The sequence below is a fragment of the Janthinobacterium fluminis genome (assembly GCF_028595325.1).
GTDB classification, from domain to species: domain Bacteria; phylum Pseudomonadota; class Gammaproteobacteria; order Burkholderiales; family Burkholderiaceae_D; genus Janthinobacterium; species Janthinobacterium fluminis.
In genome coordinates this window covers 514352-531052 of the sequence record NZ_JAQQXR010000001.1, presented here as the reverse complement: position 1 = coordinate 531052, position 16701 = coordinate 514352, and the positions used below count along the sequence as shown (strand labels likewise).

The window sequence follows — 16701 nt, the reverse complement described above, 5'->3', positions numbered from 1 at the left end:
GGGCGGCCGGGGCGGCGTCGGGCGTTCATACCCCCATGACGAGCCTGCGCGGCCTTACCCGTAAAAAAACTTGTGGCGGCGCCCGTCAGCTCAGCAGCACGATGCCGCCGGGCAGTTCGCGCAGCGTCGCGCCGGACAGGTCGCGTATCATCGCCGGGGCGTGCGCGATGTTGCGCAGCGACAGGCGCATGCGCACCCGCCGCCGGCCCAGCTCCGCGTTGCACAGCATCAGCCGGCCCGGCCGGTAGCGGTTGATCTCGTCGACGACCTCGGCCAGCGGCGCGTCGGCGAAAGCCAGCACGCCGCTGCGCCAGGCCACCACGCTGCCGGCGTCGACCTTGTCGAGCCGCAGCAATTGCTCGCCCTCATAGACGGCCTGGCTGCCCGCCGCCAGCGAGCGGCGCAGGCCGGCGTGCAGCAGCTCCACCCGCCCGTCCAGGCAGGTGACGCACACCTGCGGCCCGCTCTGCCGGACATTGAAGCGGCCCGAGCGCGCCAGCAGGCGGCCGCCGCCCGCCTCCACGGCGAACGCGTGCGCGCCGCGGACGACAATCTCGGCCTCGCCGGCCAGCAGCGCGATGCCGTCGCCGGCGCGCACATTGAAACGCGTCTGCGTGTTCATCTGCACCGTGACCTGCTCGTCCAGCGCCACCTGGCGCTGCTCGCCGGTGCCGGTGCGGTAGTCGGCCGCGAACTCGTCCACGGCGGGCCACAGGTCCAGCGGCGGACGCAGCGCCAGCACGCCGCCGAGCGCCGCCGCCAGCGCGCCGCCCAGGAAGACGCGCCGGCCCCGCGCCGCGGGCCGGGGCGCGGCGGCGAACGGCGCGCCCCCGGCCTGCGCCGCCAGCGCCGGCTCCAGCGCGCGCCACACGCGCGTCAACTCGCGCCAGGCGCGCGCGTGGCGCGGATCGGCGCCGCACCACTGGCGAAACGCCGCCGCGTCGCCGCGCGTCGCCTGGCCCGAGTGCAGGCGGGTCCACCAGTGGACTGCCTGCTGCCGGGCCGCGCTGTAATAAGTATCCTGGTTCGACATAGACTTCATCAGTATTTTCTCGGGCCGGCAATATGGCTGCGCTGCGCCGCGTCGACATCGGGCAGGCGCTCCTTGCAGTATTCGAGGGCGTAGCGCAGCTCCTTTTCCACCGTACTCAGGGACAGGTCGAGGCGCTCGGCGATTTCGCTGTTGAGCTGGCCGTCCACCCGGGCCGCGATCAGTATAGCCCGGCGCCGCGCCGGCATCCTGGCGATGACGGCGCTGAGCGCGGCGACATCGCTGCGCGCGCTGGCAATGCGCTCGGGGTCGCTGGCCTCGTCCGCCACCTGAATCAGCTCGTCCAGCTCGCCGCGGCTGAGGATCACATTGTCCTGCCGGTACTTGTCGGTGGCGATGTTGGCGGCCATGCGCAGCAGATAGGCGTCGGGATTGTGCACCGGCGCCGCCTCGGGCAGGGCCTGGAGCCGCAGCCAGGTTTCCTGGATGGCGTCGGCCGCATCGTCCTTCGAGCCGACGATTCTTTCCAGCTTGCCGCGCAATTCGGCGTAGCGCGCCGCCAGCCGCGCGCGCAAGGTCAAGGGGACGCTGTCGAACATGGCGCTCAGTGCTCCGGCGGCGGCGGGCAATCGGCTTGCGCGCCGTCCCCCTCCGGCAGCAGCAAGATCAGCAGAGGCTGCGGCAGCGCCGGCGGCGGCGCGCCCACCGCCAGCGCCAGCACGCGGCGCCGCACGGCCGCGTCGCGGGCCGCCGAGCCGGTTCGGCTCAACAGTTTGAAGCGCCGCACGGCGCCCGCCCCGTCCAACTGCAGTTGCAGCGCCAGCCGATATTTGCCGGGCCGCGTCACGGGATCGTCGCACAACGCGCGGCGCAGCGCCTGCTGCAGCTGGCCCGCATAGCGCCGGTGCGCCGGATCGGCGTCGTCGAATCCTGGCATGGCGGCCGGCGCGGGCGGCGGCACGGCCGCACCCTCGCCCGGCCCGGCCGCGTACACCACAATCGCCGTCGGCTTGCTGTGGCGCACCTGCAGGCCGGTGCCCGCCAATAAAATTTGCAGGGCATCGGGGGCCGTGTACAGGCCGCGCACCGTGCCGGTGCGCGTGTGCGCGTGGCGGCTGTCGACCAGCACGTCGAGGCCCGTCACGCGGCTGTAGGCGTCGATCGCCTCGCCCAGGTTCTGCGCGACGATGTCGAAACGCAGCGCTTCGCTGGTGGACTTGCCCGGCCCGCCGCCGGACTGCGCGCGCGCCGGCCCCGCCGCGGCAAGGAAACCCGAGCACATCAGGTATCCGGCCAGCGCAAGCACACTGACCGATGCCGGATTGCCTGTCATGGGTTATATCACGCGATCATCAAAGTGGCGCGCCACGAAGAAGGCCGCGCCGTATGGGAAACAGCCTGCACCTTACCTGCCTAAAGTTACCGCCCTGTGACATCGCGGCCAGGCCAAATTCAACTTGACAACCAGTTTCCAATAATGGAAACTGGTTACCATTAATACCACCACAAGGAGCAAACATGACAAGCCAAGCCGCCCCCAACGCCGCCATCCTGACCGACATCATGCTGGCGGTGTTCCGCCTGAACGGCCGCCTGCTCGACAAAGGCGATGAGATGGTCAAGCCGCTCAAACTTAGCAGCGCCCGCTGGCAAGTGCTGGGCGCCGTGCATCTGGCCGGCAAGCCGCTGTCGGCGCCGCAGATCGCCGAAACGATGGGCGTGAGCCGCCAGGGCACGCAAAAGCAACTCAACAAGCTGGAAGAGGAAGGTTTCGTCGCGCCGCGCGCCAACCCGCGCCACGAGCGCTCGCCGCTATACGCGCTGACGCCGGCCGGCGAAAGCGTCATCGGCCAGACCATGGCCTTGCACCAGCGCTGGGCCACCAGCCTGGCCGCCGGCCTGTCCGGCGCCGACCTGGAAAACACCCTGCACATGCTGCGCACCGTCTATGCGCGGCTCGACGCCCCCGTGCTGACAGAGGGGGCGGCATGAAAGCCGCCGTCCACGCCATCGCCGGCGGCGCCGCCATGCTCATCGTCGCCACCTTCTGGACGGCCACCGTGCTGGCCGAAGTGTTTGGCAGCGCCGCCACGGTGGCCGCCGTCAAGCACGCCATCGTCTACGGCATCGGCCTGCTGCTGCCCTGCATGGCGGCTACCGGCGGCAGCGGCTTCGCGCTGGGCAAGCTGCGCCAGGGCCGCCTGGTGGCGGCCAAGAGCCGGCGCATGGCCATCCTCGCCGCCAACGGCGTGCTGGTGATGATCCCGGCCGCCCTCTTCCTCAACCACAAGGCCGCCGCCGGCGGCTACGACGCCGTGTTCTACGCGGTGCAGGCAATCGAACTGATCGCCGACGCCATCCAATTGACCCTGATGGGCATGAACGCCCGCGACGGGTTTGCACTGGCCGGCAAACTGCGCCGGCCGCCCCACCCATCCCTGAAAACCTGAAGGAGGAAGAAGTGAAGAACGCGACCAAACTGCTGTACCTGATCGGCCTGTCGATGTTGTAGGGCGGCATACTGCCATCGATTGTGATGAACGCCGTCGTCGGCGCCAGCGGCGACGCGGCGCTGATCCACCACCAGCGGCTGTTCGTGTCGGCCATCACGGCGGCGCTGACGGTGCCGGGCATGTGCTTGCTGCTCGCCGCCACCTGCCTGCTTGCACTGACGAGCCGGCAGCGCTTGCTGGAACAGCGCTGGCTGATCGCCAAGCTGGTGCTGCTCGTGCTGATCGTGCTCAACGGCAGCTTCGTCCTGGCGCCGCTGGTCGGGCAGGTGACGGAACTGGCCGTGCAAAGCGCCGCCCAGGGCCAGCTGCTGCCGGCCTACCCGCCCCTCAAAAGCAGGGAAGACATGTTCGGCATCGCCAACTTCCTGATGCTGGCGGCAGCGCTGCTGCTGGCCGTCTACAAGCCCGGGGCGCGCGAGGCGGCTTAACGCTTGGGCTGCTTGGGCCAGTCCGAGTAGGCGAACACCCACAGCGCGACCACGTTCACCACCGGCACCAGGCCAAGCAGCGCCCACCAGCCGGGATAGCCGGCCTTGGTGGCGATGCGCGAAAAGAGCAGCGCCGGCACGGCCAGCGTCAGCATAAAGATGAACCAATGCCATATCGAAAACGAGCCCATGATCTAGTCCCCCTGTGTCAGCAGCCGCTGGCGCGTCGCCGGCCATTCGACGAACGCCAGAATGCCGGCGACGACCAGGAAACCGATCAATGGAACGATGGCCAGCAGCGACAGGGCGGGATGGAATCCGGCCCGTCCGCAGATTTTCCAGAGTGGGATAATTAACAAGAGCGATGCTAAGAATGCTGCCATGCGACCTCCTGAATAGATGAAAAACACACTGCGAGCCGCGGAACCAGGTCTGACTTTCGCCCATCATGTCACGGTCTGGCAACGGAACAAGTACATGCGGTGATAGCTTGTCTATTTTACCAACTTTTCACCGCACGATAGGCAGGCCACATCCACATCGGCGGCAGATCTTACCGTTTGCCTAGCCATACAGCACGAACTGCCAGCCGAAGAAAACGCTCAACCCGACAATAATGGTCGCCAATTGGTGACGCGTCGCGGCGCACACCATCGCCGCGACGGCGGCGGCCACCAGTTGCGGATTATGCCAACCCAGTTCCAGGCCCTTGCCGTGCGGCGCCAGTATCATCGGCACGATGATCGCCGTCAGCACCGTGACGGGAACGAAAGCCAAAGCCTGCCTCAGCAGCGGTGGAAACGCCACCCGGTCGCCGAGTATGAAGATGATGGCCTTGATGAAGAAGGTAATCGCGGCCATGCCGACGATGGTCAGGGTGGCGCTCATGCGGCCTCCGCAGCGGGCTGCTTGACGGGCGCCAGGCGCGCCAGCAGCAATCCCACGCCAACGCCGACGGCGATCGCCGCCAGCAAGCCCAGCTTGTAAGGCAGCCCCTGCAACAGATACGCGACCGTGCCGGCGGCCAGCGCCGCCGCCAGTTGCGGCAGCTTGAACAATTGCGGCACGATGATCGCAATAAACGTGGCCACCATCGCAAAGTCCAGGCCCAGCGTTTGCAAACGGGGGAAAATCGTGCCGAACAACAGGCCCACCAGCGTCCAGCACTGCCAGTTGCCATACATCGACAGCCCCGAACCGAAAAAATACCAGTGGCCGAACCGGGGGTCCGGCTGGCTGCGGTAGTAGCGCTCCACCACAGCAAAGGTTTCATCGGTGAGCAGGAAACCCAGCGTCCAGCGCCAGCGCTGCGGCAAATGGCGCACGTGCGGCATCAGCGCGGCCGCATACAACATGTGGCGCAGGTTGACGATGAAGGTCGCCAGCCAGATGACCAGCATGCCCGCGCCGCCGGCGATCAGGCCGACCGCGATGAACTGGCTGGAACCGGCGAACACGCCCAGCGACATCAACTGACCCTGCCAGGCCGCCAGCGGCGCAGTGGCCACCAGCGCGCCGAAGATCATGCCGAACGGCGCGGCGCCGATCAGCATCGGCACAGTGTCGCGGGCGCCGGCGGTAAAACAGGACAGGCGGGAGGATGGCGGCATGGATGCTTCCTTTTACATAGGGAACCCGCATCCTGAGCGTTGCCGGCGCGGCGCGCTTGTACGATCTTGCGCTTTCGCCGGAATGAGACAAACCGCCGCACCGGGCGCTCAGCGCCGCCAGCGCCCCGGCGCCACGCCAAACGCGCGCTTGAAATGCCGGGTGAAATGGCTTTGGTCGGCATAACCGACGCTGGCCGCCACCTCCGTCACGGAGCAGCCCTGGCGCAGCAGGCCCTGCGCCCGGTTCAGGCGCAACTGATTGCGCCAGGCGTGCGGCGGCATGCCCACCATGCGGGAAAACAGCCGCGCCGTATAAAACGGCGACAGGCCGACCGCCGCCGCCAAATCCGACAGCGTCATCGGCTCGGTCAAATGCGCGCTCAAGGCGGCCTTCATCAACTCGACGCGGACGGCGTCCGGATGGATGGTCTGGAGCGGCGCGCAAGTGCGCGCATAACGCGACAACAGCAGCGCGAACGCGCCCGTCAACACGGTTTGCGCCGCCAGGTCGTCGGCGCCCGCCTCCAGCAGCCGATGCGCCCTCCCCAACTGGAACGCCACTTCGCCATCCTCGATGGCGCCGTCCGGCAGCCACGGCACGCCGACCGCGCAGCCGGCCATATCGGAGGACAATTGCTGCATCCATTCCAGCGAGGGATAAAACGCCCGGTAGGCCCAGCCATTGTCGGTGGCGCGCTCGCCCGTGTGGATCTCGCCAGGATTGATGGCCGCGATGCTGCCGGCGCCGGCCACGCAGCGCGCCCCCCGGTAACGGTAGCTCTGCGCGCCGGCCTGGATCACCGGGATCGCGTAGCCCTCGTGCCAATGGGGCGCGAACTCCTGCGCGAAATACTCGGCCGTGAGCAACTCGACGTCCGGCAACAGCGGACTGCGCCAGAATCGTGCTGCGTCGCGAAAAGTGCTTGTCATGCCGGGTGTCGGATATGCGTGGTGGGGTCAGCTCATGCCTGGAACGATTGTACGCCACAGGCCGGAGGCGTCACGGCAGAAGGCCCGCGCCGAGGCATGCCGACGCCGGCAATGCGTCCAGAACACCACACTACCGCGTAATGCTAGCAAAAAGACTGCCTGGCTCAAGAAGCATGACTATCCGACGCCAGAACGCCCGCCAAGGCAGCCGCTGTATCCTAATGCGAACTACAAAGACGACCTGAACGAGTAAAGGCTGGCCATTCGCCACGGTTCGAGCCGGCGGCAATCCAGGCTGGACGGCCTGGAGTTTTTCGACCGTCCGGCAGGCGAACGCTAAGCGACCGAAGCCCAGGCAGGCGCGCCATCCTTGAAGGAGTGATACTCCGGCTGCAGTTCCTTGGCGTGGTTGTCGTCGAAGGCCGCAACCAACAGGGCAACTGTCGGGGCGTCATCAATCGCGCCGACTGAGCTGCCGCAGTTGCCGCAGAACGCACGGCTGGAATATTCCGAGGAGCGGTAGGTGGCGGGGCTGCGGCCTGGCCCTGTCCATTTGACGTTTTCGCGCGGGAACTCAACCCAGGAAGCCGTCAATGCCCCCGTATGTTTCTGGCAAAACTTGCAGGAGCAGTTGTGCGGATTGAGCGCCGGCCCCGTCGCCTCAAACCTGATGGCCCCGCACAGGCATCCGCCCAAGTAAATCGCGCATTTCTTTTGCTTCTCAAAGCGCACGTCGCCACCTGGCAGGCACGCGACAGGCAACCACCCAAGCTTGCGATAGAAACCGCTTGCGCGGCTCGCACCATCGGTTTCGAGCCATATCCTCTGGTGCTGCTGGAAAAGGAAGGTTTCGGCCTTGTCCATCAGCAGACGCCCCAAGCCGCGCCCCTCGCTTTCCGGTCGAACAAAGGCCGCAAATATGCTGCCTTCGGCGCCATCGGCCATGGCAAATCCGGCGGCCGTTCCGTTCACGTCGGCCATCCAGATGCAAGGTGCGGCGAGCAGTGCCTCCCGGATTGCGTCATGGGTAATCCCCCTTTCCGCAAGTTGATCGCGGGACAGGTGGTTTTCTTTGACACTGGTACGGATATCAAAAATTGTGTCGATATCTGTTGCGTCAGCTAGCCGTATCGTTATTTCCATAGAATGTCTACTTTCTGCGCTGTCCTGCGCGTTATCCGCCTATCAAGCCGCGCAAGCCGCTGGCCCGCTGCGTGCGCCGCATGATCGCATCCACCAGCACCGTCTGCGTCGGCGACACCAGCGTGAAGTAGTCGCGCGCGCGCGTGATGCCGGTGTAGATCAGCTCGCGCGCCAGCATCGCCCCGCCCTCTTTCGGCAGCACCAGCACCGTGTGGCGGAACTCCGATCCCTGCGATTTGTGCACCGTCATCGCGAACGCCGTTTCCACGTGGCGCAGGCGCGTCGCCAGCACGCTGCGCACCGTCTCGCCCTCCAGGAAGTACACCCGCAGCGAGGCCGGCCGAGCCGGGTCGCGCAGCGTCAGCCCGATGTCGCCGTTGAAGACGCCGGTGCCGTAGTCGTTGCGCGTCACCATCACCGGCCGGCCGACATACCACTCGGCGCGCCGGATCAGTCCGGCGCTCTCCAGGCGCTGCTCGATGGCCGTGTTCAAGCCGCCCACGCCCCACTCGCCGTCGCGCACGGCGCACAGGATGCGGAAGGACTCGAAGCTGTGCAGCACTTCGCGCACCCAGGCTTCGTGCTCCTGGCCGGCGCCGCCGCCCTGCACCAGCTTCAGGTAGTGCCGGTAGCCGCCCTCGGCGCCGGCGCGCCCGGCCAGCGCCAGTTGCAGCACGTCGCTCTGCTGCGCCGGCTCGATCCACGCGACCTTGGCGCCGCTGTCGCCCGTCAGGCAGGCCAGCGCTTCCTTGCTCATGCCGGCGTTGACGGCTTGCGCCAGCGCGCCGATCGGGCCGCTGAAGCGGTGGCTGTGGCGCAGCATCACGGTTTGCTGGGCCAGCGGCCCGGCGTCGCCGTGGTATGCGGCGCCTATGTGTTCGCCGCTGGCGGCCTGGGCGTAGGCCAGCGTGGCGGCCGTGTAGCCGCCCGCCTGGGCGTCGTGGCACAGGTCGCCCAGCACGGCGCCCGCCTCGACGGAGGCCAGTTGGTCTTTATCGCCCAGCAGCACCAGCATGGCGTTCGGCGGCAGCGCGTCCAGCAGCGCGGCCATCATTTCCAGGTGGACCATCGACGCTTCGTCGACGATCAGCACGTCGACGTCGAGCGGGTTGCCGGCGTTATGCTGGAAGGCCCGCGTGTCGGGGCGCGCGCCCAACAGGCTGTGCAGGGTGCGCGCCGCGCCCATGCGCTTGGCCAGCTCCTTCAGCTCCGGCAGTTCGGCGTCGACTTTCGCGGCCAGGCTGTCGAGGGCTTTGTCGATGGATTGCTTCAGCCGCGCGGCCGCCTTGCCGGTCGGCGCCGCCAGCGCGATGCGCAGCCGCTCCGGGTCGGCGGAGACGGCGAACAGCAGCGTCAGCAGGCTGGCCACGGTGTAGGTCTTGCCGGTGCCGGGGCCGCCGGTGATGATGGCGACGCTGCCGCGCAGCGCGACGGCGCAGGCGATTTTTTGCCAGTCCGGCCCGCCGTCCGGGGTCGGCTGGTCGAACAGGGTGTCGAGCCAGCGGCGCACGGCCGCCAGTTCGGGCGTGCGGCCGTTGTCGCGGGCGCGCGCGCCGATGGCTTCGGCCACCAGTTTTTCGTCGCGCCAGTAGCGCCGCAGATAGAGGCGCGCCCCTTCCAGCGCCAACGGCTGGTCGAAGTCGAGGTCGCCGGTGGACCACACCTGGTCGGCCTGCGCCAGCAGCGCGCGCCACGCGGCCACGCTTTTCGGCAGCGCGCCGGCGGCCGCCGCGAGGGCGCGCCATTGTTCGTCGCTCCAGCCCAGCAGCAGGCAGGGGTCGTTGACCAGTTCGTCGAGCATCAGGCAGCTGTGGCCGCGCCCTTCCAGTTCGGACAGGACGACGCAGGCCAGCGTCAGCGGCGCCGGCGCGGCGCCGACGGCGCCGATGAAGCGGGCGAAGGCGCCGCTCAGGCGCCGCAGTTGGCCGTCTTCGGTCAGGGTGTCGATGTGCGCCAGCAGCGCCGCGCTGCGCGCGTCAATGGTCATGGTGGTGTTCAAGCGGTGTCGTTTCGTCGAGTAAGGTGTCGAGGCCGTCGAGCAGCGCCATCTGCGGTTCCAGCCAGTAGCAGCCGCGCGTGTGCGGGTTGGCGATGCCGCGCAAGAACAGGAAGATGGCGCCGCCCAAGTGCTGCTCCGGCCGGTAGTGCTGGCCCAGGCGGCTGCGCAGCAGGCGGTGCAGCGCCAGCATGTAGATGGCGCCCTGGATGTCGTAGCGGTGCGCCGCCATGCCGGCCGCCAGCGCCTGTTTGTGGTAGGCGGCGTCGCCCCCGCCCAGCGCGTTCGATTTGTAGTCGAGCACCCAGTAGCGCCCCCCATGTTCGAAGACCAGGTCGGCGAAGCCTTTGAGCATGCCGTGCAACTGCCGTTTCGGCAGCGCCGGGCGCGGCGTGTCGCCCAGCAGGTGGCGCGAGCACAGGCGGTCGAGGGCCTCGGTGCTCAGGCGCTCGCTGGGAAACCAGAATTCCATTTCCGACAGCGCCGCGTCGATGCCGGTCAGCGGCACGCCCAGCATCGGCAGCGGCGTGTTCGCCACGGCGCGCAGCCAGGCCACCGCATCTTCCTGGCGGTGGCCCCAGCCGGCCCGCTCGCAGCGCGCGCCCAGGCGGCTGTCGAAGCCGGCGTCGGCGACGATGGCGAAGCCCTCGCCGCCCATCCATTCCAGTTGTTCGTGGAGGAAGTTGCCGGGAACGGAGCCGCGCGGGAAGCGGTGCCACGGCGCGTCGTCGGTGCGCGCCGCCTGGGCGTCGTCGTCTTCGAGCAGGGTTTCTTCCTTGGCCCGCTGCGGCACGTGGACGCTGGCCAGCAGCGGCCCCACCTGCCGCGTCAGCGAGGTGAAGCTGCCGACGCTCCAGTCGCGCTCGAAGCTGGCGCTGTAGGCGGCGCCGTCCCTGAGCTCCGGCTGCCGCTCGAAGCGGTCGAGCGGGGTTGCGCCGCGCGGCTGCTCCAGCGCGCCGACGACGATGCCGGCGCAGTCGCCGCGCACCCGCTGCCAGCGCGCCGCCAGGTCTTCGGCGGGCAGGCGTTCGCCGCCCGTCAGCAGGTAGCCCAGCGCCGATTCGTGCAGGGTGTTTTCGCCGGCCTTGCGGCTGGCCAGCGCCGCCACGCCCAGCCACAGGAAATGGCGCGCCCGCGTCAGCGCCACGTACAGCAGGCGCAGGTCTTCCTCGATGCGCGCTTCCTCGACCGCTTCCTGGGCCGGCTCCGACAGGCTCATGTCGAGGTGGCGCACGCCATGCTCGTCGGTGTATTCGAAGAAGCTGCGGTTGCGCTTGTCGACCTTGCGCGCGGTGACGGCGAACGGCAGGTAGACCAGCGGGTATTCCAGGCCCTTCGATTTGTGCACAGTGACGACCTTCACCAGCTCGGCGTCGCTTTCCAGGCGCAGCACGCGTTCGTCGCCGCCCTCGCCCTCGCCGCCTATCTGCTCGGCCAGCCAGCGTATCAGCGCCTGCTCGCCGTCGAGCTGGCGGCTGGCCGACTGCAGCAGTTCGGCCAGGTGCAGCAGATTCGTCAGGCGCCGTTCGCCGCCGGCCTCGCGCAGCATGGCGGCCGGCAGTTTCAGTTCGTGGATGAAGCGCCGCAGCATCGCCAGCACGCCCTGGCGCTGCCAGACCAGGTGCAGGCCCTTGAGCTGCTCGGCGCGCCGCTCCGATTCGACTTCGTCGTTGGACAGCTGCGCCAGCTCGCCCAGCGACATGCCGACGGTGGCGGTGGCGAAGGCGGCCCGCGCCAGCGCGCCGTCCAGCGGGTTGGCCAGCGCGCGCAGCCAGCGCAGCACGTCGGCCGCCTCGTCGCTGTTGATGACGGAGTCCTTGTCGGACAGGTAGACGCTCATCACGGCGCGCGCGCGCAGGGCCTTGCGGATCGCCGCCGCCTCCTTGCGGTCGCGCACCAGGATGGCGATGTCGGCCGGCTGCAGGCGGACGAAGCCGTCCTTGCCGTCGAAGCCGGCGCGCGGGTCGTTGAGCAGGCCGACGATGTGCTCGGCGCAGTGGTGGGCGAAGAATTCGCGGTAGCTGTCGCCCTTCAGGGCGTCGCTCTGGCTGTAGGCCACCGTCAGCGCCGGCTCCGGAGCGGCGCCGCGCACCAGGCGTTCGCCGCGCCCCCTGGCCTCGACGGCGTCGAAGGGCAGCGGGTTGGCGTCGCCGTCGCGGAAGCGGAAGGCGCCGGCGGCGAAGCCGGGATGGCGCGGCGCGCCCTCGCCGTAACCTTCGGCGTGCAGGAACAGGCGGTTGACGGCGTCCACCAGCGCGGCGGTCGAGCGGTAGTTGGTGCCCAGCTGGTAATGGCGCCCGGCGGTCGCGGCGCGCGCCGACAGGTAGCTGTGGATATCGGCGCCGCGGAAGCCGTAGATCGACTGTTTCGGGTCGCCGATCAGGAACAGGCCGTGCGCCGGGTCGTTGTCGGCGACGCGGTACAGCAGGTTGAGGATCTGGTACTGGCCGGGCGCGGTGTCCTGGAATTCGTCGACCATCGCCAGCGGGTACTGGTCGACGATGCGCTGGCGCAGCGCCGCGCCGTTTTCGCCCAGCAGCGCGCTTTTCAGGCGCTCCAGCAGGTCGGCGAAGCCGAACTGGCGGGCGCGCCGTTTCAGTTCGTCCATGCGCCGCGCTATCGTCGCGGCGGCGTGGCGGTACAAGTCGTGCGACAGCGGCGCGATCTGCGCCAGCGCCGCGGCCAGCGCCGCGGTGGCGTCGAAGTCGTCCGGCACCTCGGCGCCGTAGCCTTTCGTGAAGGCGTCGGCGATGCCGGCCGGCGTCAGGCGCCGCCACGCCGTGTCGTTGACGCCGGCCGGGTTGACGGCGCCGGGGTCAAGCGCCCATTCGCGCAGGCCATTGAACCATTTTGCCAGCGACTCGGGCTTCATCTTGGCGCCGTGGAAGCACTTCGGCGCCGCCTCGCGCTGCCGGCCTATCCACTGCTCCATGCGGTCGGCGCGCTCGGCCCAGCCCTCCTTCAAGCCAGCCAGTTGCGTCTTCTGCTCGCGCTGCACCCGGCCAATCAGGCCGCCCAGCGTGGCGTCGGCTGGCGCGCCCAGCGCCTCGGCGCGCCTGGCCAGCTCGCGCACGGTTTTTTTCAGCGCCACCACGTCGGGCCAGGCCGCCAGCAGCGGCTGCAGCGCGGCCGCGTTCAGCGGATAGACTTGCTGGCGCCAGTAGTCGTGGGCGGAGTCCTCGAACAGCGCGTTCTCGTCGTTGACCAGCTCCTCGTCGAACAGGCTGCCGCTGTCGAAGGCGTGCTCGCGCAGCATGCGCTGGCACCAGGCGTCGATGGTGAAGATGGCCGCCTCGTCCATCGTCTCGGCCGCCAGCATCAGGCGGTGCGCCGCCTTTTGCCGTTCGGCGTAATCGGGGTAGTCGTCCAGCAGCGCGTCGAGAAAGGGCTCGGGATGGGCGCCGTCGCGTTCGCGGAAGTAGGCGGCCGCCTCGACCAGGCGCTCGCGCACGCGGTTCGACAGCTCGCGCGTGGCGGCGCGCGTGAAGGTCATCACCAGGATGTCGGCCGGTTGCAGCGGCCGGCCGAAGCCATTGCCGTCGCGGCCGCCGTGGCCCAGCACCAGGCGCAGGTACAGCGCGGCGATGGTCCAGGTTTTGCCGGTGCCGGCGCTGGCCTCGATCAGGCGCGTGCCGTGCAGCGGGAAGGTCAAGGGGCTTAACAGTTGGCTGCTCATGCCGCCTCCTCGCCGCCGGCGATGGGCGCGATGCGTATGTGTTGCTCGATCCAGGCGGCCAGCGGGCCGTACAGCTCCAGCGAGCAGTCGGCCCAGGCTTCCTCGGCCGCCAGCGCGGCGAAGTCGGGCCACTGGCGCGCCAGGCACAGGTCGGCGACCTCGCCGGCGAGGTCGAAGCCGCCGTCGTAGACCGCGCGCGGATCGCCGCCCCGGGCCAGCGCCAGCGCGGTCTTGCAGGCCGTCGGCAGCGGGTGGTTCATGTTTTCGCGCCACAGCGCCAGCAGCGCGCCGAGGGCGTGGCGGGCCTCGACCGGGTCCAGCGGCGCCATCGTGATGACGGCGTCGCGCGCCAGCAGGTAGCCGGTCAGCGGATAGCCTTGCGCGGCCGCCGCCAGTTGCCGCAGCCACGCGGCGATCAGCTTGTCGGCGCGCGCCGCTTCGTTCTTGTCGAGCACCTTGGAGGCGATCTGCGTCAGCCAGACCACCGTGCCGCCGGCGCCGTCGTCGCGCCGGCGCAGCTGGTCCAGCCAGTCTTCGACGCGCAGCTCGCCGTACTGCAGGCCGATGGCCAGCTTCTCGGCCGGCAGCGGGAATTTTTCGCGCAGCTTCAACCAGGCCGTGCGCACCGGCACCAGCGCGTCCACCAGCTCGCGCTGCATCTGCAGGCCGATCAGGCCGATCGGCAGCACGCCCTCGCGCGCCAGCCGTTCGGCGCGCAGGGTCAGGCTGGCGCGCACCTCGGAGAGCGCCTCCGGTTCGCCGGCGTCGCCGAGCAGGCGGTCTTCCAGGTGGTAGCGCGTCAGGCCGTTCAGCGAAAACGGTTCCTCGTCGTCGCCGATCAGGTCGGCGTCGGCGAAGCTGACGCTGAGGCGGCGGCGGAAGAAGTATTTGACGGGCTGGCGCATGAAACTGGCCAGTTCGCCCAGCTTCAGGCGGAAGTTCGGCTCCAGCTCGAACGGCGCCAGGCGCCCGGCGTCTTCGCTTCCCGGCGCGCCGCCGTGGGCGGCGCGCCATTCGCCGGCGTAGGTCAGCAGGCCGCCGTCCTCGAAGTACCTGCGGCTGAACGGCTGCAGCGCGTGCTCCGTCGTCAGGGACTTCAGGTCGAGGTTCCAGCCCGCCGCCAGGTAGTCGCGCAGCTGCGACAGCAGCACCGACGGCGGCTGTTCAGTGTTGTCGCGCACATTGCGCCCGACCCAGCTGATATACAGCTTGTCGCGCGCCGCCAGCAGCGCCTCCAGCATCAGGTAGCGGTCGTCGTCGCGGCGCGAGCGGTCGCCGGGGCGCGCCATGCCGGGCAGCGCCAGCAGGTCGAAGTCGGCCTTGGGCGCGCGGCGCGGGAAGTCGCCGTCGTTCATACCCAGCAGGCAGACGACGCGGAAGGGCACGGCGCGCATCGGCATCAGGGTGCAGAAGGTCACGCCGCCGGAGACGAACTGGTGGTTCAGCGTCGGTTCGTCGAGGGCGCCCAGCCAGGCCGCGCGCAGCACGGCCAGCGGCACGGCCTCGGTGAATTCGGCGCCCTCGCAGGTTTCCAGCCAGCCTTGCAGCGCCTGTTCCAGCAGTCCCAGCGTGAGGCGCTCGCCCTCCTCGCCGGCCTTGAAGAAGGCGGCCAGCAGCGCGCGCGCCTGCACGCCCCACTCGGCCGGCGTGCGCGCCTGCGCCAGCGCGGCGCGCCAGTGCAGCAGCGCCTCCACCAGCTGCGCCAGCGAGCCGGCCAGCGCCGCGTCCAGGCCGCCCACTTCGGCGTACGGCTCGATGCCGGCGAAGCTGGCGCCGCCGCCGCTGGCGTAGCCGAGCAGCATGCGCCGCACGCCGAAGATCCAGCTGTTCTGCTCGCGCGCCGCGCCCAGGCCCAGGCCGTCGCGGTGCGACTGGTCCAGGCCCCAGCGCACGCCGGCGCCCTCGATCCACGCGCCCAGCGTCGGCAAGTCCTCGTCGTCCAGGCCGAAGCGCCCGGCCAGCGCCGGCACGTCGAGCAGGTCGCGCACCTCGCTCTGGCGGCAGCGCTGCTGCGGCAGGCGCAGCAGCCATTCCAGCGCCACCAGCAGCGGGTTCACGCTGCGCTCGTTGACGTCGCCGATCTCGAAGGGGATGAAGCGCGGGTCGCCGCGCTTGTGCTGGCCGAACACGGCGTGGATGGCCGCCGTGAAGGTGTCGATGTCGGGCACCATGACGACCACCTCGCGCGGGCGCAGGCCGCTGCCGCCGGCGAACATGGCCAGCAGCTGGTCGTGCAGCACCTCGACTTCGCGCTGCACGCTGTGGGCGACGTGGAATTCGATGGAGCGGTCGGCCGGCGGCGGCGCCACGCCCTCGTGCTCCTTGAGCGGGCGCAGTTCGCGGATCGCCCCCTGCACCTGCGCCAGCAGGCTGTCGCCGTCGTCCTCGCTGAACAGGTCGATGCGCAGATTGTCGGCGCGCCCGGCGGCGGCGCTGTCGGCGTCGAACTCGTCGAGCATGCGGATGAAGTCGCGCCCTTGCCGGCCCCAGCTGGCCAGCAGCGGGTGGCTGTGGGCGTGCAGCTCTTCCAGCGGGATCTGGCCCAGGTCGGCGCCGTTGCGCGCCTGCTGGCGCCGGTGCGCGGCGCGCAGCAGTTCGCGGCCCTCGATGATGTCGCCCCAATAGAACTGGCAGGGGTTCGGCACGGCCAGCAGCACCTGCGTGTGGCGCGCCAGCGCCGCCAGCGCCTGCAGGCTCTGGTAAGGCAGGGCCGACACGCCGAACAGCACGATGCGGCGCGGCAGGCGCCCGGCCGGCGCCGCGCCCGCCTCGATGGCGCGCAGGAATTCCTGGTGGATGGTGGCGCGGCCCGAGGCGCGCTGCTGCGGCGGCACGCTGGCCGCGACGGCGCGCCACAACTGCGCCTGCCAGCGCTGCCCGGCCGCCATCGGCACGCCCTGGCCGGCGGCGTTGCGCAGCTGGTCGCGTCCGGCGGCCCAGTCGTCGAGCCAGTCGGCGCGGTACACCTGGTACTGGTCGAACAGGTCGGCCAGGCGCTCGGCCAGCTGCAGACGGCGCTCGGCGTCGCCGTCGGCGAGGAAGTAGCGCAGCGGCGCGAACACGGGCTCGGCCAGCAGCGCCGGCAGCAGGCGCATCAGGCGCCAGGCCAGCGGCCCCTTGTCGAACGGCGAGCGGCTCGGCACGCGCTCGCGCCCCAGCATGCCGCGGTAGCCCTCCCACAGCAGCCGCGCCGGCAGCGCGATGCGGGTCGCCGCGCACACGCCCATCTCTTCGGCCAGGGCGATCTTCAGCCATTCCGCCACGCCATTCGACTGCACCAGGAAGATGTCCGCTTCGAGGGGCCCCAGCGGATTGTTGCGCAGCCACTGGAAGACGGCGGCGCGCAACTGCTCCAATTGGTTGCCGTGCAAAATCAACAAACCGGGTGTGACGGGTGAAAGCATGCTGCTCCGT

The 16701-nt window shown here is 69.6% G+C and carries 15 protein-coding genes; 3 read left to right on the top strand and 12 right to left on the bottom strand.

Annotated features, from left to right (window positions below; all coding sequences use genetic code 11):
* Positions 1 to 85 precede the first annotated feature (85 nt).
* Genes OIK44_RS02440 through OIK44_RS02430 form a run of 3 tightly spaced genes read right to left on the bottom strand, consistent with a single transcriptional unit; the run spans position 86 to position 2324 of the window.
* Positions 86 to 1042 (bottom strand): FecR family protein, encoded by a 957-nt coding sequence (locus OIK44_RS02440; RefSeq protein ID WP_273669073.1) that lies wholly within the window; start codon positions 1040 to 1042, stop codon positions 86 to 88.
* Positions 1042 to 1590, bottom strand: coding sequence for an RNA polymerase sigma factor (locus OIK44_RS02435; RefSeq protein ID WP_273669071.1), 549 nt, complete (start codon positions 1588 to 1590; stop codon positions 1042 to 1044). Before OIK44_RS02435 ends, OIK44_RS02440 begins: the two co-directional genes overlap by 1 nt.
* 5 nt (positions 1591 to 1595) lie before the next feature.
* The gene (locus tag OIK44_RS02430; RefSeq protein WP_273669070.1) at positions 1596 to 2324 is read right to left on the bottom strand and encodes an STN domain-containing protein; all 729 of its coding nucleotides are present in this window, start codon (positions 2322 to 2324) and stop codon (positions 1596 to 1598) included.
* A gap of 185 nt (positions 2325 to 2509) precedes the next feature.
* Here OIK44_RS02430 and OIK44_RS02425 point away from each other — a divergent pair, with 185 nt between their 5' ends.
* The 3 genes from OIK44_RS02425 to OIK44_RS02415 all read left to right on the top strand — a co-directional run bounded on the left by OIK44_RS02425 (position 2510) and on the right by OIK44_RS02415 (position 3932).
* Positions 2510 to 2983 carry a MarR family winged helix-turn-helix transcriptional regulator gene (locus OIK44_RS02425; RefSeq protein ID WP_273669069.1) on the top strand — a complete coding sequence of 158 codons (474 nt, stop codon included), beginning with the start codon at positions 2510 to 2512 and terminating at the stop codon, positions 2981 to 2983.
* A complete protein-coding gene (locus tag OIK44_RS02420; protein ID WP_273669068.1) occupies positions 2980 to 3441 on the top strand; it encodes a hypothetical protein in 462 nt (153 codons plus the stop codon). Before OIK44_RS02425 ends, OIK44_RS02420 begins: the two co-directional genes overlap by 4 nt.
* Before the next feature lie 86 nt (positions 3442 to 3527).
* Positions 3528 to 3932 carry a DUF2269 family protein gene (locus OIK44_RS02415; RefSeq protein ID WP_273669067.1) on the top strand — a complete coding sequence of 135 codons (405 nt, stop codon included), beginning with the start codon at positions 3528 to 3530 and terminating at the stop codon, positions 3930 to 3932.
* On the opposite strand, the gene OIK44_RS02410 is transcribed toward OIK44_RS02415, so the two are convergent.
* The 9 genes from OIK44_RS02410 to recC all read right to left on the bottom strand — a co-directional run bounded on the left by OIK44_RS02410 (position 3929) and on the right by recC (position 16691).
* Entirely contained in the window at positions 3929 to 4123 is a 195-nt protein-coding gene (locus OIK44_RS02410; RefSeq protein ID WP_273669066.1) for a Sec-independent protein translocase family protein, read from the bottom strand. The genes OIK44_RS02415 and OIK44_RS02410 overlap by 4 nt on opposite strands.
* Positions 4124 to 4126: 3 nt before the next feature.
* Positions 4127 to 4315: a hypothetical protein gene (locus OIK44_RS02405; RefSeq protein WP_273669065.1), complete on the bottom strand. Its 189-nt coding sequence runs from the start codon at positions 4313 to 4315 to the stop codon at positions 4127 to 4129.
* Between the two features lie 181 nt (positions 4316 to 4496).
* Positions 4497 to 4820 carry an AzlD domain-containing protein gene (locus tag OIK44_RS02400; RefSeq protein ID WP_273669063.1) on the bottom strand — a complete coding sequence of 108 codons (324 nt, stop codon included), beginning with the start codon at positions 4818 to 4820 and terminating at the stop codon, positions 4497 to 4499.
* A complete protein-coding gene (locus OIK44_RS02395) occupies positions 4817 to 5542 on the bottom strand; it encodes an AzlC family ABC transporter permease (RefSeq protein ID WP_273669062.1) in 726 nt (241 codons plus the stop codon). The genes OIK44_RS02400 and OIK44_RS02395 overlap by 4 nt, the downstream gene beginning before the upstream one ends.
* 108 nt (positions 5543 to 5650) lie before the next feature.
* Positions 5651 to 6472 carry an AraC family transcriptional regulator gene (locus OIK44_RS02390; protein ID WP_273669061.1) on the bottom strand — a complete coding sequence of 274 codons (822 nt, stop codon included), beginning with the start codon at positions 6470 to 6472 and terminating at the stop codon, positions 5651 to 5653.
* A 336-nt stretch (positions 6473 to 6808) separates the two neighbouring features.
* Positions 6809 to 7615: a GNAT family N-acetyltransferase gene (locus OIK44_RS02385; RefSeq protein WP_273669059.1), complete on the bottom strand. Its 807-nt coding sequence runs from the start codon at positions 7613 to 7615 to the stop codon at positions 6809 to 6811.
* Between the two features lie 31 nt (positions 7616 to 7646).
* Positions 7647 to 9602 carry an exodeoxyribonuclease V subunit alpha gene (gene recD / locus OIK44_RS02380; protein WP_273669058.1) on the bottom strand — a complete coding sequence of 652 codons (1956 nt, stop codon included), beginning with the start codon at positions 9600 to 9602 and terminating at the stop codon, positions 7647 to 7649.
* Entirely contained in the window at positions 9592 to 13287 is a 3696-nt protein-coding gene (gene recB, locus OIK44_RS02375) for an exodeoxyribonuclease V subunit beta (protein ID WP_273669057.1), read from the bottom strand. The genes recD and recB overlap by 11 nt, the downstream gene beginning before the upstream one ends.
* Positions 13284 to 16691, bottom strand: a complete 3408-nt coding sequence (gene recC / locus OIK44_RS02370; RefSeq protein ID WP_273669056.1) for an exodeoxyribonuclease V subunit gamma — start codon at positions 16689 to 16691, stop codon at positions 13284 to 13286. The genes recB and recC overlap by 4 nt, the downstream gene beginning before the upstream one ends.
* Positions 16692 to 16701 lie beyond the last annotated feature (10 nt).